This is a genomic window from Bacillus sp. CD3-5 (assembly GCF_006349665.1).
GTDB classification, from domain to species: domain Bacteria; phylum Bacillota; class Bacilli; order Bacillales; family Bacillaceae_G; genus Bacillus_A; species Bacillus_A paranthracis.
The window spans coordinates 245,279-270,400 of the sequence record NZ_VEPX01000003.1 but is presented as its reverse complement, the minus strand read 5'-3'; the positions used below and the strand labels follow the sequence as shown (position 1 = coordinate 270,400).

The following is a 25,122-nucleotide window of genomic DNA, read 5'->3' as shown; positions in this document are numbered from 1 at the left end:
GGCTGTATACAGGCTTCTTACTTTTTGACGTTATTGCGATTTACGCATTTTTCTTTTTGTTACAAAACCGTATCCAACTGTAACAAATGTGCCGATAATGCAAATAATAATACCGATTGGACTATTTTCAGCAATCATAATGCCGATACCAATTAAGAAAATAACACCGATAATTGCAGTTAACAAAAAGCGATATTGAATGTGTTCCATTTCTTCACCCTCCAATCTCATTTTACTTTCACAAAAGTAAGAATACAACTATATTTTCATTCTTGATTTTATTTTAATTGCTATTGTATCCCCTTCGCTCTTATAATAGAGAAGGATTAAAAAGACATTAGGAGTTGGACATGTTGAAAAAACGACAAGATTTACGTAATATAGCAATTATTGCCCACGTTGACCATGGTAAAACAACACTTGTTGACCAGTTATTACGTCAAGCGGGGACTTTCCGTGCGAACGAACACGTTGAAGAGCGCGCAATGGATTCAAATGATCTAGAAAGAGAGCGCGGTATTACAATTTTAGCGAAAAATACTGCGATTCACTATGAAGATAAAAGAATTAACATTTTAGATACACCAGGTCACGCTGACTTCGGTGGAGAAGTAGAACGTATTATGAAAATGGTTGATGGTGTTTTACTTGTTGTTGATGCATATGAAGGTTGTATGCCACAAACACGATTTGTTTTAAAGAAAGCTCTTGAGCAAAACTTAACTCCAATCGTAGTAGTAAATAAAATTGACCGTGACTTCGCTCGCCCTGATGAAGTAGTTGATGAAGTAATCGACTTATTCATCGAACTTGGTGCAAACGAAGATCAATTAGAGTTCCCAGTTGTATTTGCATCAGCAATGAACGGAACAGCAAGCTTAGATTCAAACCCAGCAAATCAAGAAGAGAATATGAAATCATTATTTGATACAATTATTGAACATATTCCTGCACCAATTGATAACAGCGAAGAGCCACTTCAATTCCAAGTAGCACTTCTTGATTACAACGACTATGTTGGACGTATTGGAGTTGGACGCGTATTCCGCGGTACAATGAAGGTTGGACAACAAGTTGCTTTAATGAAAGTAGACGGAAGCGTAAAACAATTCCGCGTAACAAAATTATTTGGTTACATGGGATTAAAACGTCAAGAAATTGAAGAAGCAAAAGCTGGAGACTTAGTAGCTGTTTCTGGTATGGAAGACATTAACGTTGGTGAAACAGTATGTCCAGTTGAACATCAAGATGCGTTACCATTATTACGTATTGATGAGCCAACACTACAAATGACGTTCCTTGTAAATAACAGTCCATTTGCAGGTCGTGAAGGTAAATACATTACATCTCGTAAAATTGAAGAGCGTCTTCGTTCACAATTAGAAACAGATGTAAGTTTACGTGTAGATAATACAGAGTCTCCTGATGCATGGATCGTATCTGGACGTGGGGAACTACATTTATCTATCTTAATTGAAAACATGCGTCGTGAAGGTTATGAACTACAAGTATCTAAGCCAGAAGTAATTATTAAAGAAGTTGATGGCGTAAGATGTGAGCCTGTAGAGCGTGTACAAATCGATGTACCTGAAGAATACACTGGTTCTATTATGGAATCTATGGGTGCACGTAAAGGTGAAATGTTAGATATGGTGAATAACGGAAACGGTCAAGTTCGCCTTACTTTCATGGTTCCAGCACGTGGTTTAATTGGTTACACAACAGAATTCTTAACATTAACTCGTGGTTACGGTATTTTAAACCATACATTCGATTGCTACCAACCAGTACACGCTGGACAAGTTGGTGGACGTCGTCAAGGTGTTCTAGTTTCACTTGAAACAGGAAAAGCATCACAATACGGTATTATGCAAGTTGAAGATCGTGGTGTAATCTTCGTTGAACCAGGTACAGAAGTATATGCTGGTATGATTGTCGGAGAACACACTCGTGAGAATGACTTAACAGTTAACGTTGTGAAAATGAAACAACAAACTAACATTCGTTCTGCGACGAAAGATCAAACTTCAACAATGAAAAAACCACGCTTAATGACTTTAGAAGAATCATTAGAGTACTTAAACGATGACGAGTTCTGTGAAGTAACTCCAGAATCAATTCGTTTACGTAAAAAGATTCTTGATAAGAGCGAACGTGAAAGAGCTGCTAAGAAAAAGAAATCTGTAGAAGCGTAAAATAGTAAAACAGCTACCTTTAATTAAGGTAGCTGTTTTTTTTATGTTTATTTTTTAGAATATTTACTCTTTTTGTGGACAGTATTTTTTTCACAGGTTACTCTTGTATTAAGTACATAAAGAAAAATGGTTTGATTTATGAGGAAGGGGGATAAATGGTGTTAGAAAGAATGTCGTTTTTTGCGAAGTTATGTAAAGTTGATGAAAATCCAGAGCTAGGGATGTGGTTACTGTATGGCGTCATTATTATATTAAGTGCACTTGTGTATAATTTAGGTTTTGCAAGAAAACTATCTATAATAAAAAATATAGTGATATATATATCGTTAGCGATTGGGTGTACAGTGTTAACTTTCTTTGCAGTTTTCTTACCTGTTGGAGAGGGGCTTGTTGTAGCAGCAATTGTACTTGGGATTTATAGGTTGCGATTACGTCAAGCAAGACAACAAAAAGCAGGATGAGGGGGGAGTTTTATGCGTTCCGTACAAGATGCGTTATATAATTGGTTAACAATTAAAACAGTTGCCGAAGCACGTCCGGATGATAGTGCTGCAAAAGAAACGTATTTGTTATTTCAAAATATGATATATGAAGAACATAAATTGAGAAATGTGGAAGTTAAGAAGAACGAGGAAATGTATTTAGTTACATATGAAATAAATGGAGAAAGAAAATCTGCAAGGTTTCCATTAGAAGCTATTGATTGTTTTTTGGATCAAATGAATCGCGAACCTGAAAAATATAAATAAGTCCTTTATCAATATTGATAAAGGACTTATTTATATTTTACCAATCGTCTTCGACTTTTTTATCACGATATAATCGGAAATTACCACTTGCATGACGTTCCATCGTACGTTCAGCAATTCGTTCCGAACATTCCATGCACATATATGTATGAATAGGGCGATTACGCAGTTTTTTTGCCATAGGATTTTCATCATCTAACATATCTTTTTTATCACAAATCATACATTTGACTCTCATTTCGTCACCTCAATACGAATTCTATCAGTATAAGTATATCATGGAAGTGTAATGTTTTTGAATAATAGTGGGAAAAAATAATATTTTCGCAATTCAAAAAATAGGTTATGATAAGGATATATGAAGTATATTTGGAGGTGGAAATATGGCGAATGTAGTAGAGCCCACATTAACAGATGATTTAGTACAAACGTTACGTAAAGAGTGTATTGTTATGGTAGCAACAACAGATTTTGAAAAACAAGTTCCTAACGTAAGTGCTATTTCTTGGGTGTATGCAGTGAGTAAAACTAGTATTCGATTTGCAGTAGATCAACGTTCACGTATTGTGGAAAATATAAGACATAGTACTGGAGTGGTATTGACTATAATGGCGAATGAATCCGTATTTTCCATAAGTGGTGCAGGTGAAATTTTGACTGATAGAATGGAAGACATTCCTCTAAAATTAACTGTAATAGAAGTAAATGTACAAGAAGTACGTGATGTTATGTTTTATGGTGCAAAACTTGCAATTGAGCCAACATATGAAAAAACGTATGATCTTCGTGCAGCTAAAAAGCTTGATAACCAAGTGTTAGCAGGAATGAAAGAATTATAAATGTGATAAATAAGAAAGTCAGTTATTAACTTTTGTAATTACTTATTGTGATTTTATGTTAATAATTATAATTAAAAGTAATATATTGAATAGAAATGAATAAAAAATAAATAAAAGGTTTAATGGCTATAAATTTCGATTCTACCTCGTTTATACGGTACATATAATTATAACAATGGTTCGTCCATATTTTATGGATGAAACCCTTGTTCTACAAATTTAAAAGTGGAGTCAGGGGGTAACAGGTTGGATAAAATTTATGTGTTAGATACGAATGTACTTTTGCAGGATCCTTTATCTATTTTTTCATTTGAAACCAATGAAGTAGTGATTCCAGCAGTTGTATTAGAAGAGGTTGATTCGAAAAAACGTTATATGGATGAAGTAGGACGAAACGCTCGTTATGTATCTAAGTTAATAGACAAATTTCGTGAAATAGGAAAACTGCATGAAAGTATCCCGCTAGAAAACGGCGGTACATTTCGTATTGAATTAAATCATCGTTCGTTTGTCCAACTACAAGATATTTTTGTAGAAAAAACAAATGATAATCGAATTTTAGCTGTAGCAAAAAATCTATCTTTAGAAGAACAAGAAAAAGAGGACGGGAAGTCTGTTATTTTAGTAAGTAAAGACGTGCTCGTAAGGGTAAAAGCAGATGCAATAGGTTTAAAGGCGGAAGATTATTTAAGTGATCGGGTTATTGAAGTGGAAAATATATATTCAGGATTTTTAGAAGGATATATATCAAAAGAACAATTGGATTATTTTTATGAAAAAGGCGAATTGCCTTTATCCGAAATTGCAAATCATCCTTTTTATCCAAATCAGTTTGTAGTAATGAAAGATGCGTTAGGTGGATCTAGTTCAGCACTAGGTATTGTGGATCATTTAGGTAAGAAGGTAAAGAAACTTATTTTTCATAATGAACAAGTATGGGGAATACGACCACGAAATGTGCAGCAAATTATGGGATTAGAATTGTTGCTTCGTGAAGATATTCCGCTAGTCACGCTAACAGGGAAAGCTGGTACAGGAAAGACATTACTAGCTTTAGCTTCGGGGCTCATGCAAACGGAAGATTTAGGGTTATACAAAAAACTACTCGTTGCACGGCCAATTGTTCCAGTTGGGAAAGATATCGGTTATTTACCGGGAGAAAAAGAAGAAAAGTTAAGACCGTGGATGCAACCGATTTTTGATAATCTAGAGTATTTATTTAATACGAAAAAACCAGGAGAGTTAGATGCTATTTTAGCTGGAATGGGTTCGATAGAAGTAGAAGCTCTTACGTATATACGCGGGAGAAGTATTCCAGATCAATTCATTATAATTGACGAAGCACAAAATTTAACGAAGCATGAAGTGAAAACGATACTAACGAGGGTAGGAGAAAAAAGTAAAATCGTATTAATGGGAGATCCTCAGCAAATTGATCATCCGTATTTGGATGAGTATAATAACGGTTTAACATATGTTGTAGAGAAATTTAAAGAGCAACGTATTAGTGGTCATGTGAAATTTGTAAAAGGGGAGCGATCTAATTTAGCTCAACTAGCAGCAGATTTATTATAAAAAGGAGTGAGCTGAAGCTCACTCCTTTTCTTTAAATAATTGTAAATTTGCGGATGTTACGGATTGGATTTTGTCTATTAGATCCATCATTGTAATATAAATGAACAGGTCCATCTTCTTTTAATGGTTTTCCTTCTTTTGAAAAACCAAGAATAGCATGTTTGACAGTTTCTAATGGAAGCGTTATTGTATCATCTACTGTTTCGATCTCGACTTGCGTAGCGTCATCTGAAATTTCGGCGTTAGCAAGAAAAGGTTGAAATGGTATACCGAACGTTCCAGTAATTAGCTGTTCTTTTTTAAATTTCTTTACACTTTGTTGTATCGGCGGGAAAGCAGCACCATCACGGATTTCGCGATCCCAATGTTCCGAAGTGTTTTTTAAATAAGCTTCTAGTTCTGAAGTGTTTTCTCTCGTTTCATCAAAGTAAGTTGTCAAATCTACTTTTCGATCATCAAAGATCCAAACGGTTGGATCGATAGTGATTGGAAAACGAACTTTTCCATTAATAAATAAAATTTCGCTCATTGTTGTTCCCCCATTTGTGTTATACTCCCACTTTTCAGTATAATAGTATTAGACACTATTGTCACAAAAAATGTTTCTATTGCAATTTATTAAAACTATCGCTAATATTAATAGATAGGAGAGAGTAGGACGGAAACGGAGGGAATCAATTTGGCGTCTGAGACAGTATCAAATCATCAGGAAAAGGCACTAGCCCTTCTACAAGCGGATGCGGAGAAGATTTTAAGACTTATTAAGGTGCAAATGGACCATCTTACAATGCCGCAATGTCCATTATATGAAGAAGTGTTAGACACACAAATGTTTGGACTATCCCGCGAAGTCGATTTTGCAGTTCGCCTTGGTCTTATTGCAGAAGAACAAGGGAAAGCAATGTTAGGAGAGCTTGAACGTGAGTTATCTGCACTTCATGAAGCATTTACAAACAAACAACAATAACGGGTTCAAATAAGGGGGCTCAAACTGAAAAAGTTTGAGCTTTTTATTTGTATAATAAAGCAGGAAGAACCAATGTACATATGGAATACAACAATAATTAAATTGAAACAGAGAGAGGAAATGAAATGAAAAGAGTATGGAAATCAATGGATTATTCATTATTACTTCCTCTTGTTATCTTATGTGTGCTGGGAGTTATAATGGTATATAGTTCTAGTTCCATTGTTGCGATTTCATCGAAATATAACTGGCCGGCAGATCACTTTTTTAAAAAACAATTAGTTTCTCTTGCTATTGGAACGGTAATGCTAGTGATTGTCGCTGTAGTACCTTACAAATTTTGGAGGAAGAAAATAGTTCTTGCAGCTATGGGGTTAGGGGGGATTGGCTTATTAACAGCAGCCTTCCTTTTCGGTAAGGTAATCAATGGTGCAAAAGGATGGATACTAGGTATACAACCAGCTGAGTTTGTAAAAATAGCAGTAATTATTACGTTAGCAAGTTTTTTTGCTAAGAAACAAGAGAGGCAAACCCCTTTTTTACAAGGGATAATCCCCCCCTTATTTGTGGTGGGTGGATCGATGGTATTAATTTTATTACAAAATGACTTAGGGACTGACATATTAATAGGTGGAACAGTGTTAATTATGTTCTTCTGTTCAGGAGTTAATGTTAACCTGTGGATAAAAAGGTTTATATTAACATCTATCGTATGGGTTCCTGCATTGTATTTTATTGGGAATTATAAATTGAATAATTACCAAAAAGCCCGATTTTCAGTTTTTCTTGACCCGTTTAACGATCCTCAAAATGATGGATTCCAATTAGTTAATTCATTTATTGGAATTGCCTCAGGTGGGTTAAATGGTAGAGGATTAGGGAATAGTATACAAAAGTATGGCTACTTACCAGAGCCGCAAACGGATTTTATTATGGCAATTATATCTGAAGAACTAGGTTTTATAGGTGTAGCTATCATTTTAATCTGTTTATTACTTATTATTATTCGTTCGTTTAGGGTAGCACAAAAATGTAAAGATCCATTTGGTAGTTTAATTGCAATCGGAATTGCAAGTTTAATTGGCATACAAACTTTTGTTAATGTTGGTGGTATGTCTGGATTAATCCCGCTTACAGGCGTACCTTTACCGTTTATTAGTTATGGTGGTAGTTCTTTATTGGCTAATTTAATTGCGATGGGTATATTGTTGAATATTGCTAGTTATGTGAAACGACAAGAAAAAGAGCAAAATACGATAATGAAAGAAAGAGAACAAGATGGACCACGTCTTGTAGTTGTAAAATAAAAAACACATTGTGCTTTAGAGCGCGATGTGTTTTTTTATTTTTAAGACAAGTTAAATGTGATGTATTAATTGACTTTAATATCAAAAGATATATCACATTTAATTTAATGTGATATACAATTAAGTTGTTAGAAAAGGAAGAGGTATGCTATACTATTTTTGTGAGACAAATTGCTCAGAAAACTTATCATTTGTTAAAAAATAAGGTATGATGGATAAAAATAAAGTGAAGCTTTCTAAGTATAATATAATGTAGAAAGTGAAGAACTTCACGCTCTTTATGGTGTGTATATATTTTATCTCTAGAGTGGTAGGAAAGTAGAGGGGGAAAATCATGACAAAGCTGCAACGTATTCAAAAAGTATTGGTAGCTAACCGTGGAGAGATTGCAATTCGTGTGTTTCGAGCTTGTTCGGAACTGGGATTAAAAACAGTTGCAATCTATTCTAAAGAGGATAGTGGTTCTTATCATCGTTATAAAGCCGATGAATCCTATTTAGTTGGGGAAGGAAAAAAGCCAATTGATGCTTATCTAGATATTGAGGGCATTATTGAGATTGCGAAAAGTAATCATGTAGATGCAATCCACCCTGGATATGGTTTCTTGTCAGAAAATATTCAATTCGCAAAACGTTGTGAAGAAGAAGGGATTATCTTTATCGGTCCAAAAAGTAAGCATTTAGATATGTTTGGAGATAAAGTAAAAGCAAGAACACAAGCGCAGCTAGCACAAATTCCAGTTATTCCTGGTAGTGATGGGCCAGTAGATTCATTAGAAGAAGTCGAAAAATTTGCTGAAAAGTATGATTACCCGATTATTATTAAAGCTTCCCTTGGCGGGGGCGGTCGTGGTATGCGTATTGTACGTACTAGTGAAGAATTAAGAGAATCGTATAATCGAGCAAAGTCAGAAGCAAAAGCAGCCTTTGGTAATGATGAAGTATACGTAGAAAAATTCGTTGAAAAACCTAAACATATAGAAGTTCAAATTTTAGCAGATGAAGAGGGCAATGTTGTTCATTTATACGAGCGAGACTGTTCTGTACAACGTCGTCATCAAAAAGTAGTAGAAATTGCACCTAGTGTGTCGCTTTCAGATGATTTGCGTCAGCGTATTTGTGATGCTGCTGTGAAATTAACGAAAAATGTAAATTATTTAAACGCAGGAACAGTTGAATTTCTTGTAAAAGATGATAATTTCTATTTCATTGAAGTGAATCCGCGTGTTCAAGTAGAACATACAATTACAGAAATGATTACAGGAGTCGATATCGTTCAATCACAAATTTTAATAGCTGATGGACATGCATTACATAGTAAAATGGTGGGTGTTCCAAAGCAAGAGGAAGTTGTTGTACATGGATTTGCAATACAATCTCGAGTAACGACTGAGGATCCACTAAATAATTTCATGCCGGATACAGGGAAAATTATGGCATATCGATCAGGTGGTGGCTTTGGAGTTCGTCTTGATACAGGTAATAGTTTCCAAGGTGCTGTTATTACACCGTACTATGATTCTTTACTTGTAAAAGTTACAACATGGGCGCTTACTTTTGAACAAGCTGCTGCAAAAATGGAACGTAACTTAAAAGAATTCCGTATCCGTGGTATTAAAACGAATATTCCATTCCTAGAGAATGTAGTAAAACATAAAAACTTCTTATCAGGGGAATATGACACTTCATTTATTGATGCGTCACCTGAACTATTCTTGTTCTCGAAACGTAAAGACCGAGGAACGAAAATGTTAAATTACATCGGGACAGTAACAGTAAATGGCTTCCCAGGAGTAGGGAAAAAAGAGAAACCAATTTTCCCAGATGCTCGTATACCGAATGTATTACACTCAGAGCCAATCAAAAATGGAACGAAACAAATTTTGGATGAGCGTGGAGCAGACGGATTAGTAAAATGGGTACAAGATCAAAAACGTGTACTTTTAACGGATACAACATTCCGTGATGCGCATCAGTCATTACTTGCAACGCGTATTCGCACAAAAGATTTACACCAAATTGCAGAGCCGACAGCGAGAATGTTACCGAACTTATTCTCAGCAGAAATGTGGGGCGGTGCAACGTTTGATGTTGCATATCGTTTCTTAAAAGAAGATCCGTGGGAACGATTACTAGATCTTCGTGAAAAAATGCCAAATGTTTTATTCCAAATGTTACTTCGTTCTTCAAATGCGGTTGGTTACAAAAACTATCCGGATAATTTAATTCAAAAGTTTGTGGAGTGTTCTGCCCAAGCTGGAATTGATGTGTTCCGTATTTTTGATAGCTTAAACTGGGTAGAAGGTATGAGAGTTGCGATTGATGCTGTACGAGATACTGGTAAAATTGCAGAAGCAACGATGTGTTACACAGGGGATATTCATGATCCACTGCGTAGTAAATATGATTTAAATTACTATAAAAATTTAGCAAAAGAATTAGAAGCATCAGGAGCTCACATTTTAGGTATTAAAGATATGGCGGGCTTACTAAAACCAAATGCAGCATATGATTTAGTCTCAGCATTAAAAGAGACGGTATCGATTCCGATTCACCTGCACACACACGATACGAGTGGAAATGGTATATTAACGTATACGAAGGCAATTGAAGCAGGTGTTGACATTGTCGATGTAGCAGTAAGTTCTATGGCTGGTCAAACGTCACAACCAAGTGCGAACACGCTATACTATGCGTTAGGTGGAAACGAAAGACAGCCAGATGTTAATATAGATTCATTAGAAAAATTATCTCATTACTGGGAAGATGTACGTAAATACTACGCACCGTTTGAAAGTGGTATGAATGCTCCTCATACAGAGGTATATATGCACGAAATGCCAGGCGGACAGTATAGTAATTTACAACAACAAGCGAAAGCGGTTGGCTTAGGCGATCGTTTCGATGAAGTGAAAGTAATGTACCGCCGTGTGAATGACATGTTTGGTGATATTGTTAAAGTAACACCATCATCTAAAGTTGTTGGTGATATGGCATTATTCATGGTTCAAAATCACTTAACAGAACAAGATGTTTTAGAGCGTGGACATTCTATGGACTTCCCAGGATCTGTTGTTGAAATGTTCTCTGGAGATTTAGGACAACCATATGGTGGTTTCCCGAAAAAGTTACAAGAAATTATTTTAAAAGGGAAAGAACCATTAACAGTAAGACCAGGTGAATTATTAGAACCAGTAGATTTCGACGCGTTAAAAGAAGAGCTATTCCATAAACTTGGACGCGAAGTGACGATGTTTGATGTAGTTGCATATGCATTATATCCAAAAGTATTTATGGATTACGAAAAAGTTGCTGAGATTTATGGAAATGTATCTGTGCTTGATACACCGACATTCTTCTATGGTATGAGACTTGGTGAAGAAATCGATGTGGAAATTGAACAAGGTAAAACATTGATGGTTAAACTAGTATCAATTGGAGAGCCTCAGCCAGATGGAAATCGTGTGCTTTACTTGGAGTTTAACGGTCAACCACGTGAGATTGTTGTGAAAGACGAAAGTGTGAAAGCGACAGTTGCACAACGTGTGAAAGGAAACCGTGAAAATCCAAACCACATTAGCGCAACAATGCCAGGAACGGTTATTAAAGTAGTTGTAAAAGAAGGCGATGAAGTGAAAAAAGGCGATTCTATGGCAATTACAGAAGCGATGAAAATGGAAACGACAGTTCAAGCGCCGTTTAATGGTAAAGTGAAAAAAGTATATGTTAACGATGGAGATGCAATTCAAACGGGTGACTTACTCATTGAATTAGATCACTAAAATAAAAAAGAGTTGTGGAAACACAGCTCTTTTTTATTACGAAAAAATACCTTGCCAATTCGGGCAAGGTATTTTCATTTATTTTGTTTGTTTAGAAATTGATGCAGCTTCTTTTGCATTCACTTTACTTCTTGTACCTAACATAACTAAATAGCATAGTACAGCAAACAAGCAAGAAATGAATAGGGAATGTAATAATGCCATTGATAAACTAGCATTTGTAAATACGACTAAAATTCCTACGATAGCTTGAAGTGTAACAAGGATAAATGAGATGATCCATCCCCAGTATACGACAGGCTGCTGTTTGTAATGGCGGATAGCGAGAATCATCGCGTATAGTATCCAAGCGAAAATTAACATCGCTGCAACTCTATGTCCCATTTGAACCCATTCATGTAATTGAGTTGGCATAGGTCTATTTTTGCTACATAAAGGAAAGTCTGGACAGGCTAAGCTAGCTCGTTCGTGACGTACTAAAGCCCCTGTGTAGACGACAATATAACTGTAAATTGTTACACCATAAATATGAAATTTCATTTTTTTGTCCATAATAAGTGAACGTGCATCAAATTTTTGGTCAATTTCAAAGATAAGACACGTTAATAAAATGACAGAAGCAAATGAAATTAAGGAAATACCGAAATGGATAGCAAGTACAGCTGGCATTTGCCCCCAAACAACCGCTGCGGCTCCCATTAATGCTTGTGCAACTAAAAATACGAAGGATAAAATTGCTAACGTTTTTGTTTCGCGCACATGTTTATAATATTTCCAGGACAAAATACAAAGGAGAGTAACAAGAATTCCTGCTGATCCTGATGTAAGGCGATGACTTAGTTCAATAATAGTTTCCATTGATAAATTAGATGGAACAAATTCACCGTTACAAAGTGGCCATGATTTACCGCATCCTTGGCCAGAGCCTGTTTTTGTAACTAAGGCGCCTCCTAATAAAACTATTAATAAATCAAGACTCGTAATGACTGCTAACCATTTAATAAAGCGTTGCAATCTCTTTCACCATCTTTCTGCTATGAAGTTATTGCGAAATATTTTCATTCCATTATGTATAGAATAAAACGCGCTAGTTCCTATGATATATAAAAAATAATAAAATAGCAAAGAAATGGAGGGGGAAGACAGGGAAGAGAAAACGGGTGTGGAAATAAGGTTTATAAGGAAATTTTTAGGTGAAAAATAGGCTATTTTGAAAAGAAATGGGGAGAATACGTGTTAAATATGACAAAAAAGTTTATTATAGAAGGTAACATCATGTTATGATATGGATAAGTAACAATTAAGTTTTTTATGTTCGACACAAAAAGTTCATGTTTTCTTCACAAAATGTTCGGGAAATATGATTTAATATATTGGAGTATGGGCGTAGATTAGTAGTAGAATGGGTTAACAATGTTTCTACTGTAATAATATTGCTATATAGAAGCGAAATATTTCAATTTGAAATAGGCGCAAAAAGAAAGATGAAAGTTTTAAGAGGGGGTTAAAGTGATGAACCATGCAACAAGTGAGCTGCATGATGAGTCTGCTGTTACAAGCGTACCGGAAACAACTCGGTTACAAGATTTAAAAGCGCTCGTTAAAATGGGGATTGTAAATTCAAATACACTTACTGTATTTACAGGATTTTGGTTGGCATTACACTTTAATGGATTAAGTGTAATGGACAATCTGGATAAGTTATTCTTTACAATCGTTGGTTCTGGATTAGTTATGGCAGGGGTATGTTGTTTAAACAACTACATTGATCGAGACATCGATCCATTAATGGAAAGAACAAAGACCCGTCCAACGGTTACTGGAAAGTATAAACCAGGATTTGCACTTACATTTGGACTAGTTATATTACTTCTTGGTTTTGTATTTTTATTATTAACAACACCAATGGCAGTCTTAATGGGATTTATTGGTGCTTTCACATATGTTGTTCTATATAGTTTATGGACAAAGAGAAAGTATACACTAAATACTGTTGTAGGTAGTATATCTGGTGCAGTTCCACCTTTAATTGGATGGGCAGCAATCGATCCATCTTTAGGCCATCCAATTGCTTGGATGTTATTTTTAATTATGTTTATTTGGCAAATCCCACATTTCCTTGCATTAGCAATGAAACGTGTTGATGAATATCGAAACGCAGGAATTCCAATGCTTCCTGTAGTTCATGGATTTGAAATTACGAAACGCCAAATTATGATTTGGACAGTATGTTTATTACCACTACCATTTTATATGAGTGGACTAGGGATAACATTTATGGTAATTGCAACACTGCTTAACATCGGATGGATCGTTTTAGGTTTTTATGGCTTCCGTAAGAAAGATGACATCAAATGGTCTGTGCAAATGTTTGTTTATTCCCTAAATTATTTAACAATCTTATTTGTATCAATGATTGTAGTTACATTCTTCTAAGACAACGACATAATTGGATTTCTTTACGTTGAGATTTACTTTACTTAACTATAAAGTACAATCTAATTCACAAGGAAAGTGGGGGTTGTTTGTATGAAGAAACAGTGGCGACTGCTTTCGTTCGTTTCACTGCTGGCTTTACTGTTAGGGGGATGCGGTAAAGCCTTTCAATCTACTTTAATTCCGCAAGGAGAAGTAGCAAAAATGCAATATGATCTGCTCTTACTAGCAAGTGCGATCATGGTAGGAGTAGTACTAGTAGTTACTATTATTTTCTTATATGTAATTGTGCGTTTCCGACAAAAGAAAGGTCAGGAAGATTATATTCCGGAGCAAGTTGAAGGGAATCACAAACTAGAAATTATATGGACAGTTATTCCGATTATTCTTTTGCTAATCTTAGCTGTTCCGACGGTTACATATACATTCAAACTTGCTGATGTAAGTGCGATGGAGAAAAAGAATATTGATAAAGATACTATCGTTGTTGATGTAACAGCGAATCTTTATTGGTGGGAATTTTCTTATAAATCAGAAAAGATAGTAACTTCTCAAGATTTAGTCATCCCCACAGGTAAGAAAGTGTATTTGAATTTGAAGGGTGCCGATATTAAACATTCGTTTTGGGTTCCATCTTTAGCTGGGAAAATGGATACAAATACAGATAATGTGAACAAAATGTGGTTAAAGGCAGATAAATCGGGCACTTATAATGGTTTTTGTACAGAATTTTGCGGCCCATCACATTCTTTAATGCAATTCAAAGTGAAAGCTTTAGATGAAAGCGAGTACAAAAAGTGGCTTGCTGATATGAAGAAAATTGATGGGAAGAAAGAAGTAGCTTCAACAAAGGCGCAAGAAGGCCAAGAAATATTTAATAAAAGCTGTATTGGTTGTCACGCAGTTGGATCTAATGATAGTAGACCACCTTCCGCTCGTATCGCACCAAACTTAGCAAACTTTGCGGATCGCGATACAGTTGCCGGCATTGCTGAAAACAATGAAGAAAACTTAAAAAAATGGCTGAAAGATCCTGAAAATATGAAACCAGGAAATAAAATGACTGGTAAATATGGCAACTTAACAGACGATCAAATTGATGCACTAAATGCATACTTACAAACGTTAAAAGTTGAAAAGTAAAGAGGGATTATTCGCGAAGGGGAGGTTGAAAACGTGAGTTCTGTAGCAAAAAAACAGGGGATGGGTGCTGTCATATGGGATTATTTAACGACAGTAGACCATAAAAAGATTGCCATTCTCTATTTAATTGCAGGTGGATTGTTTTTTATAATAGGCGGAATAGAAGCTCTATTTATTCGCCTTCAATTAGCGATTCCTAACAACGCTTTTCTTGTTGGGGATGCTTATAATCAAGTATTAACTATGCACGGTACAACAATGATTTTCCTCGCAGCTATGCCACTCGTGTTTGCATTTATGAACGCCGCTGTACCACTTCAAATTGGTGCACGTGATGTAGCGTTCCCGTTTTTGAATTCACTCGGATTTTGGTTATTTTTCTTTGGTGGAGTATTTTTAAATTTAAGTTGGTTTTTAGGTGGAGCGCCTGATGCAGGATGGACATCTTATGCATCTTTAGCTTTAGCCTCTAAAGGCCATGGTGTTGATTTTTATGTGCTTGGCTTGCAAATCTCCGGTATAGGTACATTAATTGGAGGTATTAACTTCCTTGTAACCATTATTAATATGCGTGCGCCAGGGATGACGTATATGCGTATGCCGATGTTTACGTGGACGACATTTGTAACATCTTCATTAATATTATTTGCTTTTCCGCCGTTAACTGTAGGATTAGGACTTTTAATGTTAGACCGCTTATTTGGAACAAGTTTCTTTAATCCAGCACTGGGCGGGAATACAATTATATGGGAGCACTTATTCTGGATTTTCGGTCATCCAGAAGTATACATTCTTATACTCCCAGCTTTCGGAATATTCTCGGAAATCTTTGCGACGTTTTCGAAAAAACGATTATTTGGTTATTCATCGATGGTGTTTGCGACAGTATTAATTGGATTTTTAGGGTTTATGGTATGGGCGCATCATATGTTTACTGTTGGGCTTGGTCCAGTTGCAAATGCTATTTTCTCAGTTGCAACAATGGCGATTGCGGTTCCGACCGGTATTAAAATATTCAACTGGCTCTTTACAATGTGGGGCGGAAGTATTCGTTTTACGACACCGATGATGTGGGCAGTAGCCTTCATTCCATCATTCGTAATGGGAGGAGTTACAGGTGTTATGCTAGCATCTGCACCAGCTGATTATCAATTTCATGATAACTATTTCGTAGTAGCTCACTTTCATTATGTAATTGTCGGTGGTGTTGTATTTGGTTTACTTGCAGGAGCCCATTATTATTGGCCGCTGATGTTTAATAAAGTATTGAATGAAACGTTAGGAAAGATAACATTTTGGTTATTCTTTATCGGTTTCCATTTAACGTTCTTCATTCAGCATTTCCTTGGCTTAATTGGTATGCCACGTCGTTACTACACATATCTTGAAGGTCAAGGGTTGGAAATGGGCAATATGATTAGTTCTATTGGAGCGGTATTTATGGCTCTTGGAACGATTGTTCTTCTATTCAATGTAATTAAAACAACAGTATCAAAAGAAAAGGCTGGTCGTGATCCGTGGGATGGACGTACATTAGAATGGACAATGCCAGCACCTACACCAGAATATAACTTTAAACAATTACCATTTGTTCGCGGGTTAGATCCGTTTTGGATTGAAAAACGTGAAGGGAATAAAGAGATGACAGCGGCGGAACCAGTGGGTGATATTCATATGCCAAATCCATCATTTTCACCATTTATCATTTCTTTAGGATTGTTTATAGCGGCATTCGGTGCAATGTATATGCAGGGTGGAAAAGATAAGTTTTGGTTATTAGTAGCAATTATCGGTTTAATTATTACGTTTGGTACAATGTTCCTACGTTCAGTAATTGATGATCATGGATATCATATTCATAAAGAAGATTTAGAAGATAAGGGGGGCAAGGCGTAATGCATGTAGATGAAAAATTAACGAATGAAACATTTCCGGCAGAGCCTGAAAAAGCAACCCTTGAGGGGAAAAATAAGTTTGTCGGTTTTTGGTTATTTCTTGGAGGCGAAACAGTATTGTTCGCTTCCTTATTTGGCACATATTTAGCGTTAAAGAATTCTACAAATGGCGGACCAACATCTCAAGAGATGTTCCAAATGCCACTCGTTTTCATTATGACGATGCTTTTATTAACGAGTAGCTTAACGAGCGTATATGCGATGTATCATATGAAAAACTTTAATTTTAAGAAAATGCAACTTTGGCTACTAGTAACAGTGCTGCTAGGTTTAGGGTTTTTAGGATTTGAGATATATGAGTTTTATCATTATACGCATGAATTTAAGCATACTATGAGAAGTAGCGCATTTGGTTCCGCGTTTTATGCTCTTGTTGGTACACATGGACTCCACGTATTGTTTGGATTGTGTTGGATTTTAACATTAATCTTTAGGAATGCGAAGAGAGGTCTAAATTTATACAATGCACCGAAGTTTTATGTTGCATCGATTTATTGGCACTTTATTGACGTAGTTTGGGTGTTTATTTTCACTGTAGTATATTTAATGGGAATGGTGGGATAAACAATGGCGATAAAGCAAACGAATAATCCTAAAGTTGATCTTGTTTATCGGAAAAGAAAAAGTGCGGAGGAAATGAAGCATCAAGTTATTACATTTGCATTAATGATTTTTTTAACATTAGTTGCATTTGCAGCGGTAGCATATCCGAAAACTTTTAGTCCGACTTTTTCAGTACCATTTATTTTACTATTAGCGGTGGTACAAGTAATTTTTCAATTGTATTATTTTATGCATATGAGTCATAAAGGACATGAAGCGGCAAGTTTCTTTCTTTATTCTGGTCTGCTGATCGGATTAATTACAATTTTAGCTTTTATGACAATTGTGTGGATTTGAAAAGTGAAGAATAAGGGAGCTTGTGTTGACACAGCTCCCTCTTCATGTTATGTGAACGGATAACCTTAAGAAGGTAGGTGTGAAAATGAGTAACTTGTGGATATTTGGTTTTCAAGCGCTATGGAGTCCAATCTTTTTATTATTTATGCTTTCGATCCTCATTGGATATTTTTTAATTATTGGGCCGTATAGAATGCGATTTGAACATGCGACAAAGGTAAGTAAGAAGCAAGTTTTTTATTTTACGACTGGAATTGTTCTTTTGTATTTTGTAAAGGGAGGGCCTATTGATTTAATTGGTCATATTATATTTAGTGCACATATGTTTGAAATGGCAGTTATGTATATTGCCGTTCCGCCTTTGTTGTTGCTTGGTATACCAGTTTGGTTATATCGTTATATTACTTCTTTTAAGTTCGTTCAAATTATATTAAAGATATTTGCTAAGCCACTTATTGCATTGTTTGTATTTAATGGCCTGTTTTCTTTTTATCATTTACCAGTTGTTTTTGATGCAGTAAAACAAAGTCAAATTGCTCATCCTATCTGTCTCGCTATATTGTTCTTTACGGCAATCATGATGTGGTGGCCGATGCTAAATCCATTACCAGAATATCAAACGTTAAGTGATATAAAGAAACTTGGTTATATGTTTGCTAACGGTATATTATTAACGCCAGCTTGCGCGTTAATTATTTTTGCAACGGCGCCGTTGTTTGCAACGTATACGGATCCGGCTGCTTGGATGAAGGCGATGGAACTATGTGTACCAGCGGGAACTTTATCTGATTTAAATATAACTGGACCAGAATTTTTACACTGGATGCCAATCGTACAAGACCAACAAACAGGCGGCATCATTATGAAAATTGTCCAGGAAATAGTGTACGGTACAATTATTGGTTATGTGTTCTTTCGATGGGCGCGTCGAGAGCGTGAAAAGGATAAAGAGCAGTTACAACAATTGCCGCCGTATTTACAAACGAAGTAAAAAAGTGTATGGGTTTCCATACACTTTTTTAGTTTTACTAAACTTTAATAGATTGAATTTTCTAATTATTTATGTTAAGTTAGTGTAGGCATGTACTAAAAGTGGATATAAGATTTACTACTAGCTTTAATGCATAATAATTCCATGTGTAGTACAAGTTTTTTAGAGAGTTACAAATTTATATTGTTATCTTTAATAAAACAAGGACTATTTTAAGGGGGAATTTAAATGGGTAGTAGTGGAAGTATGGTAAAGCCAATTAGTGGTTTTTTAGCAGCATTAATACAATATCCAGTACCGGTAGTAGAGTCACGTGCAGACATTGATAAACAAATTAAACAGATCATAAAAACAATTCATTCAACTAAAGCAGGGTATCCTGGTTTGGAATTGATAGTATTTCCAGAATATAGTACGCAAGGGCTTAATACAAAAAAATGGACTACAGAAGAGTTTTTATGTACGGTCCCTGGGCCAGAAACAGACTTGTTTGCTGAGGCATGTAAAGAGTCTGAAGTATATGGTGTTTTTTCTATAATGGAAAGAAATCCTGATGGTGGAGAACCGTATAATACAGCAATAATTATTGATCCACAAGGTGAAATGATTTTGAAGTATCGTAAGCTAAATCCTTGGGTGCCAGTTGAACCTTGGAAGGCTGGAGATTTAGGTTTACCTGTTTGTGATGGACCAGGAGGAAGTAAATTAGCTGTTTGTATTTGTCATGATGGTATGTTTCCTGAAGTAGCTCGTGAAGCAGCTTATAAAGGTGCAAATGTCTTGATTCGTATTTCTGGATATAGCACACAAGTTAGTGAACAATGGATGTTAACTAATCGTTCGAATGCATGGCAAAATTTAATGTATACATTGTCGGTGAACTTAGCGGGTTATGATGGTGTATTTTATTATTTTGGTGAAGGACAAGTATGTAATTTTGATGGGACTACTTTAGTGCAGGGACACCGAAATCCTTGGGAGATTGTTACTGCTGAAGTATATCCAGAGCTAGCAGATCAAGCTAGATTAGGATGGGGTCTCGAAAATAATATATATAATCTAGGTTCAAGGGGATATGTAGCGACTCCTGGTGGGGTGAAAGAAAACCCATATACGTTTGTAAAAGATTTAGCTGAAGGTAAATATAAGGTTCCTTGGGAAGATGAGATTAAAGTAAAGGATGGAACTATTTATGGGTATCCAGTCAAAAAGACGATTCATTCTTAAGTAAGATAAATAGAACAAGCGCATCATATTGATGCGCTTGTTCTATTTACTCAATGATTTGGAATTCTTTTAACTCTTTTTCGATATTTTGTAGGAGTTGTTCGCTTTTTTGAATGACATTCGTTGGGAAAGTTTCACCATCACCATATTCAACGCCGTGAGGATAATAATGTTTACCTAATAAGGGAGGGAGTAGCTTTATTTCAGCGTGTCTGCTGCCAATGTCACCTTCAACAGCTAAACCTTGTACACGTAAATAATAAACATCGTTTAATATTTCGAATTTATAATCGTATGTAACTCGTTCATAATCCCACTGTCCAGCAAGTACAAAATGGTTCTTTTCCATAATCTCTGTTAATAGTGTTAAATCAACGACTGCCCCATTAAATTTCGTATTTGTAAATTGCATAAAATACCTCCTTTTTTAATGTTACACCATTATTTTTATAATAGTATGAATAATAAGAAAGTGCAATTCATATTGAGAGAAAAGGGATAATCCAGACTTTTTTTGCGAAAATATGATATAGTGAAAAGAGTACGGTACACACAAAAAAAGGAAAGAAAAGGATTTGTGTATATCTCAATTTTATGTTTTTTGCAGGAGGTATATCGATTGAAGAAATTATTGCGTATCGTAATGATTACAATTTTAATTTTAGCTGTTGATTTATACGGGAAATTACTCGTTTCACAATATATATTAACCCCATCTCAATCAAAGCAAGAAAATAAAATTGTGAAAAAGAAAAAACAAGTAAATGAAGACTCTTCTGATACGGTTTTAAATATGATTGGTGGGGACTCTGAAAATTTATTAGCAAAATGGGGCGAACCTTCTCGAATAGAACCATCTGCTTACGGATATGAATGGTGGGTATACAATCAAGATTTAGCTCAGTATGTTCAATTTGGGGTTGCTGAACGTAAAATTGTAACGGCGTATGTCGCTGGTGAGCAAGTTAAGGTGCCACCTTATTATATAAATGAAAAGTATGAAGATGTGTATAAAAAGAATCCACTTTCTCATGAGATTTCGTTAAAAAGAGGAAAGAATAGTTATCAATTTGAGTTATCTGATACCGAAGTGATGGAACAACCATTAGTACCAGTAGAAGATGGTTGGGCACAATTATATTTTGATCATTTTACGCATGAGCTTGTCGGTGTTCGTTATATGGATGACGAAACGTTATTACGTCAAAGACCGTATCAGCTCGTTTATTCGGGTGAATTATTAGCAGAACAACCATTAACTCCAGATAAAATGAAACAAATAGAGAATGGGAATATGCAACAAATTTTTGATTTAACAAATATTATTCGAAGCCGTCATAATTTACCGTTATTAGCGTGGGACCAACAAACGGCAGAGGTGGCAATCGGTCATAGTAAAGATATGAAGGATAATAATTACTTTTCACACGATTCACCTACATTAGGTACGTTAGGAGATCGTTTACAGCGCGGGAAAGTAGGATTTCAACTTGCCGGTGAGAACATAGCGGCGCAACATAGTGATGGGGTTGCGGCATTGCAAGGTTGGTTAAATAGTGAGGGACATCGAAAAAATTTATTGAATGAACAATTTACAGGATTAGGTGTTGGCGTATATGATAAGTTTTATACACAAAATTTTATTCGGAAATAAAATGAAACTGTAAATTGTGGATGGGAATCTTCCCCTATGCAAATAGTAGGATAAAAAGGTGCATGAATCGTCTAAAAATAGGCGAACCATGCGCCTTTTTTTTCTTATTATATAGTAGATATACATGAAGAGGTGAGGATTATGCCGACAACAAAAGGACCGTTACATCCATCGGTTCAACAGTTTAAAGAGTTTGTAAACCATCACCCTAAAATGGTTCATGAAGTTCGAAGTGGTCATAAAACTTGGCAACAGTTTTATGAGGAATGGTACTTACTTGGTGAAGAAGATCCAATATGGGCAACTTTTAGACCGGATGGAGCGCCTGCTTTTTCTTCGGTAAAAGAAAAGAAAAAAGAAAATGGAAAAGAAAAGGATACTCGAACTGAAGAGGAAAAAACTGCTGATGTGATGGGACAAATGCTTTCTTTCTTTAAAAAGTTAGACGTGGAACAAATGCAACATCATTTAGCCAATGTGACGAGTGCTATTGGGAGTGTGCAACAAGTTTTTCAACAATTTCAAGGAAAACGCACGCAGCAAGAAGAGAGTACTTCAGAAAATAATCCATTTTTCTTTCAGAAGGATTAGGAGGAAAGCGGATGAGAGCAGAAATTATGGAGTTTATAAAGGCTGATGAGGATTTATCTCGCTATATTAGGGAGCAACCTTACTGGTATAGAAAATTAACGCGAAACCCTGAAGAAAAAGAGGCATTTGAGTTAGCAGCTATGCAACATTTCAAAAAAACGATACCAGATAAAGTTGAGAAATTTCAAAATCAATTGGCAGTTGCTTCCATTATGATTGATATGTTTCAGTATATGAAGCAGCAAAATGCAACATAATTGGAAGGGAAAACTATGTCCGTCATGCAGAACTTTTGATACAATAGAAGCGGATTATTTAAAAAGGAGTTGCAGCATGAGCATGACGGAAATTTGTTTAGTACGACATGGACAAACTGATTGGAATTTTCAAGAGATTATTCAGGGACGTGAAGATATTCCGCTTAATGAAGTGGGGAAGAAGCAAGCGAGTCAAAGTGCAGCTGCTTTGCAAGCGGAGGCATGGGATATAATTATAAGTAGCCCATTAATTAGAGCGCAAGAAACAGCTAAGGAAATTGCAGAGGCAACTGGATTACAATCAATTTTATTAGATGAGCGATTTGTTGAACGTAATTTTGGTGAAGCTTCTGGGAAGCCAGTTGCGACTGTTAGGGAATTAATTGCAGAAGGTAAAGTAGAAGGTATGGAGCAAGATGAAGAAATTGTAGCTCGTTGTTTTGCTGCGGTAAAAGATGTTGCAGAAACTCATTCTGGCAAACGTATTATTATTGTAGCCCATTCTCATGCGATAAAAGCAATTTTACATGCAATTGCTCCGGAAGATATTTCGTTTAAGACACCGTTAAAAAACGCATGTATTAGTTATGTGAATGAAAATAGTGGGAAGTGGGATGTTGTTAAATACAACATCGCGGAACATATTAATGTATAAATGTGTACTGAAATTATTAAAAAATAGTTAGAATGATATCTTTCTGTTTAGTGAGACACTTCAATTAGTAGTTCTATTCTAAATGTGGTATGATAAATACTCGGAGGTGTCTCTCATGATTGTAGCGACGCTAGAAAGCGTATTAATATTAGATAAGGCAGAGCAGCTTGCAAAAGCGATCATCTGTTCAGATATAGCAGAAGATTACCGTAAATATTATAAAGACTTGCATGAAGATATGGAAGTTCAGACGTTAATTCAGCAATTTACAGCGATGAAAGAACGATATGAGGAAGTGCAACGTTTCGGTAAATATCATCCTGACTATACTTTCGTTTCGACGAAAATGAGGGAATTGAAGCGTTCTGTAGATTTACATGATAAGATTGCAGCTTTTAAACGAGTAGAAACGGCTTTACAAAAGTTGTTAGATGAAGTTAGTGTAGCAATCGGTTCTGAGGTGTCCTCTTCCATCAAAGTTCCAACAGGAAATCCATTTTTTGATGCTGGTGGCTGTGGTGGCGGTTGTGGTACCGGCGGAGGTTGCGGTTGTAAAAAAACGGGGTAAATCACCCCGTTTTTTAGAAGATAGAAGAAAACGTATACAGAGTTTGTCCTGTAATGTCATAAATTTCTGATTGGTTTTCATAAAATATAAAATATATGTTTTTAAAAGGAGAAGATGGAGAAGATTATGTTCGGGCAACGACAAAGTATGATTGTTTATTTACATTCATTGAAACATGCCAAGATTTTAAGAAAATATGGTAACATACATTACATATCAAAACGTTTAAAATATGCAGTAGTATATTGTGATATGGAACAAATTGAGCATATGATGCAAAAGTTGAACAAACTTCCTTTTGTGAAAAAGATAGAACAGTCGTACCGCCCGTATTTAAAAACGGAATTTGAAAATTCACGTCCTGATCGGGCAAAAGAATACGATTATAGCTAATAGAAAAAATCCCCTGCTAATTTTAAGAGGCCACTGAAAAAGTGGTTGCTTTGAAAAAATAACACATATTTCATCAATATGTTGAAATTAAAAAGGATCCCGTCATCTGTATATAGTAGGTGATGGGATCCTTTTTCTTATGAAGTGGAGTTTTTCAGTGCCCTCTAATTTTAACAGGGGATTTTTTATTTGAAATAACACATTATTTCATTGGAGGAATAAAATTATTCATTCGTAAAATACCAATTAAATGATTGAAAAACAGTTCTTTTTCTGGGAAAGTTGTGGACGGTTTTACCGTAAAGGTAGTCACTTTTTTTCCAAGTTGTTCTGCCGTTTCTTCAAATAAAATGACGCGTTTACTTTTTTTATTTTCAAGTACAGGAATGCCTTCACGACATATGTATAATGGTTGGAAATCACCAGTAGTAGTTGGTTTTAATATTACAACAAGTGAGCACACTTTTTTTTCATTTTTAATTGTTTCAAATTGTAACATATGTGTTATACGTTCTTGATTTGCTTTGGCAATTTCAAGTAATTCATATAAATCAGAGTAGCCCTCTCCGAGTTCTATAAAGCGTTGAATCATATCTTTTCCTCCTCTTTCTTTTACTGTACCATCTCACTTTTTAAATGAAAAGTAGACAAAGAAAAAAAACCCTGCAAAGCAGGGCCCTTCTTATACTAGCATGTACTAGTAAGAAGGCAAAGGGAGAGGAGAAACCGGAGGAAGAACTTATGGGGAAACGTAAGTCTTCTCCGCGGTTGGCAACAACATCGAAGGTGATGTTGTTATAGTTATTTATGTCCAATCTAAATGAAGATATACATGATGAAATTAAATTTTATGTTGGGCTTTTTATTTTTCTTTTTTTTATTTTATGATAGGATAAAAAAGATAAAGTGAAACGAATAGTTCGTGTTAGCGAATGGTGA

General features: G+C 35.5%; 27 protein-coding genes. 21 read left to right on the top strand and 6 right to left on the bottom strand.

Translation table 11 applies throughout. The features are described 5' to 3' along the window. Positions 1 to 30: 30 nt before the first annotated feature. Positions 31 to 210 (bottom strand): DUF5325 family protein, encoded by a 180-nt coding sequence (locus FH036_RS08840; RefSeq protein ID WP_000400127.1) that lies wholly within the window; start codon positions 208 to 210, stop codon positions 31 to 33. 140 nt (positions 211 to 350) lie between these two features. Here FH036_RS08840 and typA point away from each other — a divergent pair, with 140 nt between their 5' ends. The 3 genes from typA to FH036_RS08825 all read left to right on the top strand — a co-directional run bounded on the left by typA (position 351) and on the right by FH036_RS08825 (position 2,944). Next, positions 351 to 2,195, top strand: coding sequence for a translational GTPase TypA (gene typA / locus FH036_RS08835; RefSeq protein ID WP_000914763.1), 1,845 nt, complete (start codon positions 351 to 353; stop codon positions 2,193 to 2,195). Between the two features lie 158 nt (positions 2,196 to 2,353). Further along, on the top strand, positions 2,354 to 2,656 hold the full coding sequence (locus FH036_RS08830) for a YlaH-like family protein (RefSeq protein WP_000893666.1): 303 nt from the start codon (positions 2,354 to 2,356) through the stop codon (positions 2,654 to 2,656). Between the two features lie 12 nt (positions 2,657 to 2,668). Further along, a complete protein-coding gene (locus FH036_RS08825) occupies positions 2,669 to 2,944 on the top strand; it encodes a hypothetical protein (protein ID WP_001258148.1) in 276 nt (91 codons plus the stop codon). 37 nt (positions 2,945 to 2,981) lie between these two features. Here FH036_RS08825 and FH036_RS08820 read toward each other — a convergent pair whose 3' ends face one another. Next, positions 2,982 to 3,182 carry a YlaI family protein gene (locus FH036_RS08820; RefSeq protein ID WP_001995040.1) on the bottom strand — a complete coding sequence of 67 codons (201 nt, stop codon included), beginning with the start codon at positions 3,180 to 3,182 and terminating at the stop codon, positions 2,982 to 2,984. Positions 3,183 to 3,327: 145 nt separating this feature from the next. Between FH036_RS08820 and FH036_RS08815 the strand changes: the two genes are divergently transcribed. Further along, positions 3,328 to 3,783, top strand: coding sequence for a pyridoxamine 5'-phosphate oxidase family protein (locus FH036_RS08815; RefSeq protein WP_044790726.1), 456 nt, complete (start codon positions 3,328 to 3,330; stop codon positions 3,781 to 3,783). 246 nt (positions 3,784 to 4,029) lie between these two features. Continuing rightward, entirely contained in the window at positions 4,030 to 5,358 is a 1,329-nt protein-coding gene (locus tag FH036_RS08810; RefSeq protein WP_000358083.1) for a PhoH family protein, read from the top strand. A gap of 31 nt (positions 5,359 to 5,389) precedes the next feature. On the opposite strand, the gene FH036_RS08805 is transcribed toward FH036_RS08810, so the two are convergent. Beyond that, complete coding sequence (locus tag FH036_RS08805; protein ID WP_001289788.1) at positions 5,390 to 5,887, bottom strand: molybdopterin-binding protein; 498 nt, start codon at positions 5,885 to 5,887, stop codon at positions 5,390 to 5,392. 150 nt (positions 5,888 to 6,037) lie between these two features. Here FH036_RS08805 and FH036_RS08800 point away from each other — a divergent pair, with 150 nt between their 5' ends. From FH036_RS08800 to pyc, 3 genes are all read left to right on the top strand, one after another. Further along, entirely contained in the window at positions 6,038 to 6,325 is a 288-nt protein-coding gene (locus FH036_RS08800; RefSeq protein WP_000135695.1) for an Fpa/YlaN family protein, read from the top strand. 125 nt (positions 6,326 to 6,450) lie between these two features. After that, positions 6,451 to 7,632 carry a putative lipid II flippase FtsW gene (ftsW, locus tag FH036_RS08795; protein WP_000832780.1) on the top strand — a complete coding sequence of 394 codons (1,182 nt, stop codon included), beginning with the start codon at positions 6,451 to 6,453 and terminating at the stop codon, positions 7,630 to 7,632. A 334-nt stretch (positions 7,633 to 7,966) separates the two neighbouring features. After that, complete coding sequence (gene pyc, locus FH036_RS08785; RefSeq protein WP_074606308.1) at positions 7,967 to 11,413, top strand: pyruvate carboxylase; 3,447 nt, start codon at positions 7,967 to 7,969, stop codon at positions 11,411 to 11,413. Positions 11,414 to 11,491: 78 nt separating this feature from the next. Here pyc and ctaA read toward each other — a convergent pair whose 3' ends face one another. Further along, positions 11,492 to 12,427: a heme A synthase gene (gene ctaA / locus FH036_RS08780; RefSeq protein WP_001188736.1), complete on the bottom strand. Its 936-nt coding sequence runs from the start codon at positions 12,425 to 12,427 to the stop codon at positions 11,492 to 11,494. 498 nt (positions 12,428 to 12,925) lie between these two features. Between ctaA and ctaB the strand changes: the two genes are divergently transcribed. From ctaB to FH036_RS08745, 7 genes are all read left to right on the top strand, one after another. Next, complete coding sequence (gene ctaB / locus FH036_RS08775; RefSeq protein ID WP_001015058.1) at positions 12,926 to 13,849, top strand: protoheme IX farnesyltransferase; 924 nt, start codon at positions 12,926 to 12,928, stop codon at positions 13,847 to 13,849. A gap of 93 nt (positions 13,850 to 13,942) precedes the next feature. Next, a complete protein-coding gene (coxB, locus tag FH036_RS08770; protein WP_000745271.1) occupies positions 13,943 to 14,992 on the top strand; it encodes a cytochrome c oxidase subunit II in 1,050 nt (349 codons plus the stop codon). A gap of 60 nt (positions 14,993 to 15,052) precedes the next feature. Beyond that, on the top strand, positions 15,053 to 16,888 hold the full coding sequence (ctaD, locus tag FH036_RS08765; protein ID WP_011040617.1) for a cytochrome c oxidase subunit I: 1,836 nt from the start codon (positions 15,053 to 15,055) through the stop codon (positions 16,886 to 16,888). Beyond that, the gene (ctaE, locus tag FH036_RS08760) at positions 16,888 to 17,511 is read left to right on the top strand and encodes a cytochrome c oxidase subunit III (RefSeq protein WP_000557861.1); all 624 of its coding nucleotides are present in this window, start codon (positions 16,888 to 16,890) and stop codon (positions 17,509 to 17,511) included. Before ctaD ends, ctaE begins: the two co-directional genes overlap by 1 nt. Before the next feature lie 3 nt (positions 17,512 to 17,514). Continuing rightward, positions 17,515 to 17,847: a cytochrome c oxidase subunit IVB gene (ctaF, locus tag FH036_RS08755; RefSeq protein WP_000985699.1), complete on the top strand. Its 333-nt coding sequence runs from the start codon at positions 17,515 to 17,517 to the stop codon at positions 17,845 to 17,847. 85 nt (positions 17,848 to 17,932) lie between these two features. Next, positions 17,933 to 18,838 (top strand): cytochrome c oxidase assembly factor CtaG, encoded by a 906-nt coding sequence (ctaG, locus tag FH036_RS08750; RefSeq protein ID WP_000069012.1) that lies wholly within the window; start codon positions 17,933 to 17,935, stop codon positions 18,836 to 18,838. Positions 18,839 to 19,066: 228 nt separating this feature from the next. After that, positions 19,067 to 20,065 carry a formamidase gene (locus FH036_RS08745; RefSeq protein WP_000535781.1) on the top strand — a complete coding sequence of 333 codons (999 nt, stop codon included), beginning with the start codon at positions 19,067 to 19,069 and terminating at the stop codon, positions 20,063 to 20,065. Positions 20,066 to 20,111: 46 nt separating this feature from the next. Here FH036_RS08745 and FH036_RS08740 read toward each other — a convergent pair whose 3' ends face one another. Continuing rightward, entirely contained in the window at positions 20,112 to 20,477 is a 366-nt protein-coding gene (locus FH036_RS08740) for a YugN family protein (protein ID WP_001160940.1), read from the bottom strand. Between the two features lie 207 nt (positions 20,478 to 20,684). Here FH036_RS08740 and FH036_RS08735 point away from each other — a divergent pair, with 207 nt between their 5' ends. The 6 genes from FH036_RS08735 (at position 20,685) to FH036_RS08710 (ending at position 24,183) form a co-directional block, all read left to right on the top strand. Further along, entirely contained in the window at positions 20,685 to 21,719 is a 1,035-nt protein-coding gene (locus tag FH036_RS08735) for a CAP domain-containing protein (protein WP_000735391.1), read from the top strand. Positions 21,720 to 21,860: 141 nt separating this feature from the next. Beyond that, positions 21,861 to 22,310, top strand: a complete 450-nt coding sequence (gene ylbD / locus FH036_RS08730) for a YlbD family protein (protein ID WP_001143335.1) — start codon at positions 21,861 to 21,863, stop codon at positions 22,308 to 22,310. 11 nt (positions 22,311 to 22,321) lie between these two features. Further along, positions 22,322 to 22,567 carry a YlbE-like family protein gene (locus FH036_RS08725; RefSeq protein WP_001200990.1) on the top strand — a complete coding sequence of 82 codons (246 nt, stop codon included), beginning with the start codon at positions 22,322 to 22,324 and terminating at the stop codon, positions 22,565 to 22,567. Positions 22,568 to 22,649: 82 nt separating this feature from the next. Then, on the top strand, positions 22,650 to 23,222 hold the full coding sequence (locus FH036_RS08720; RefSeq protein ID WP_001998138.1) for a histidine phosphatase family protein: 573 nt from the start codon (positions 22,650 to 22,652) through the stop codon (positions 23,220 to 23,222). 115 nt (positions 23,223 to 23,337) lie between these two features. Then, the gene (locus FH036_RS08715; RefSeq protein ID WP_044791463.1) at positions 23,338 to 23,790 is read left to right on the top strand and encodes a YlbF/YmcA family competence regulator; all 453 of its coding nucleotides are present in this window, start codon (positions 23,338 to 23,340) and stop codon (positions 23,788 to 23,790) included. A 126-nt stretch (positions 23,791 to 23,916) separates the two neighbouring features. Further along, positions 23,917 to 24,183, top strand: coding sequence for a YlbG family protein (locus FH036_RS08710; RefSeq protein WP_002080814.1), 267 nt, complete (start codon positions 23,917 to 23,919; stop codon positions 24,181 to 24,183). A gap of 202 nt (positions 24,184 to 24,385) precedes the next feature. Here the strand turns inward: FH036_RS08710 and FH036_RS08705 are convergent, their stop codons facing one another. Continuing rightward, complete coding sequence (locus tag FH036_RS08705) at positions 24,386 to 24,775, bottom strand: DUF7147 family protein (RefSeq protein WP_000616011.1); 390 nt, start codon at positions 24,773 to 24,775, stop codon at positions 24,386 to 24,388. Between the last annotated feature and the right edge of the window lie 347 nt (positions 24,776 to 25,122).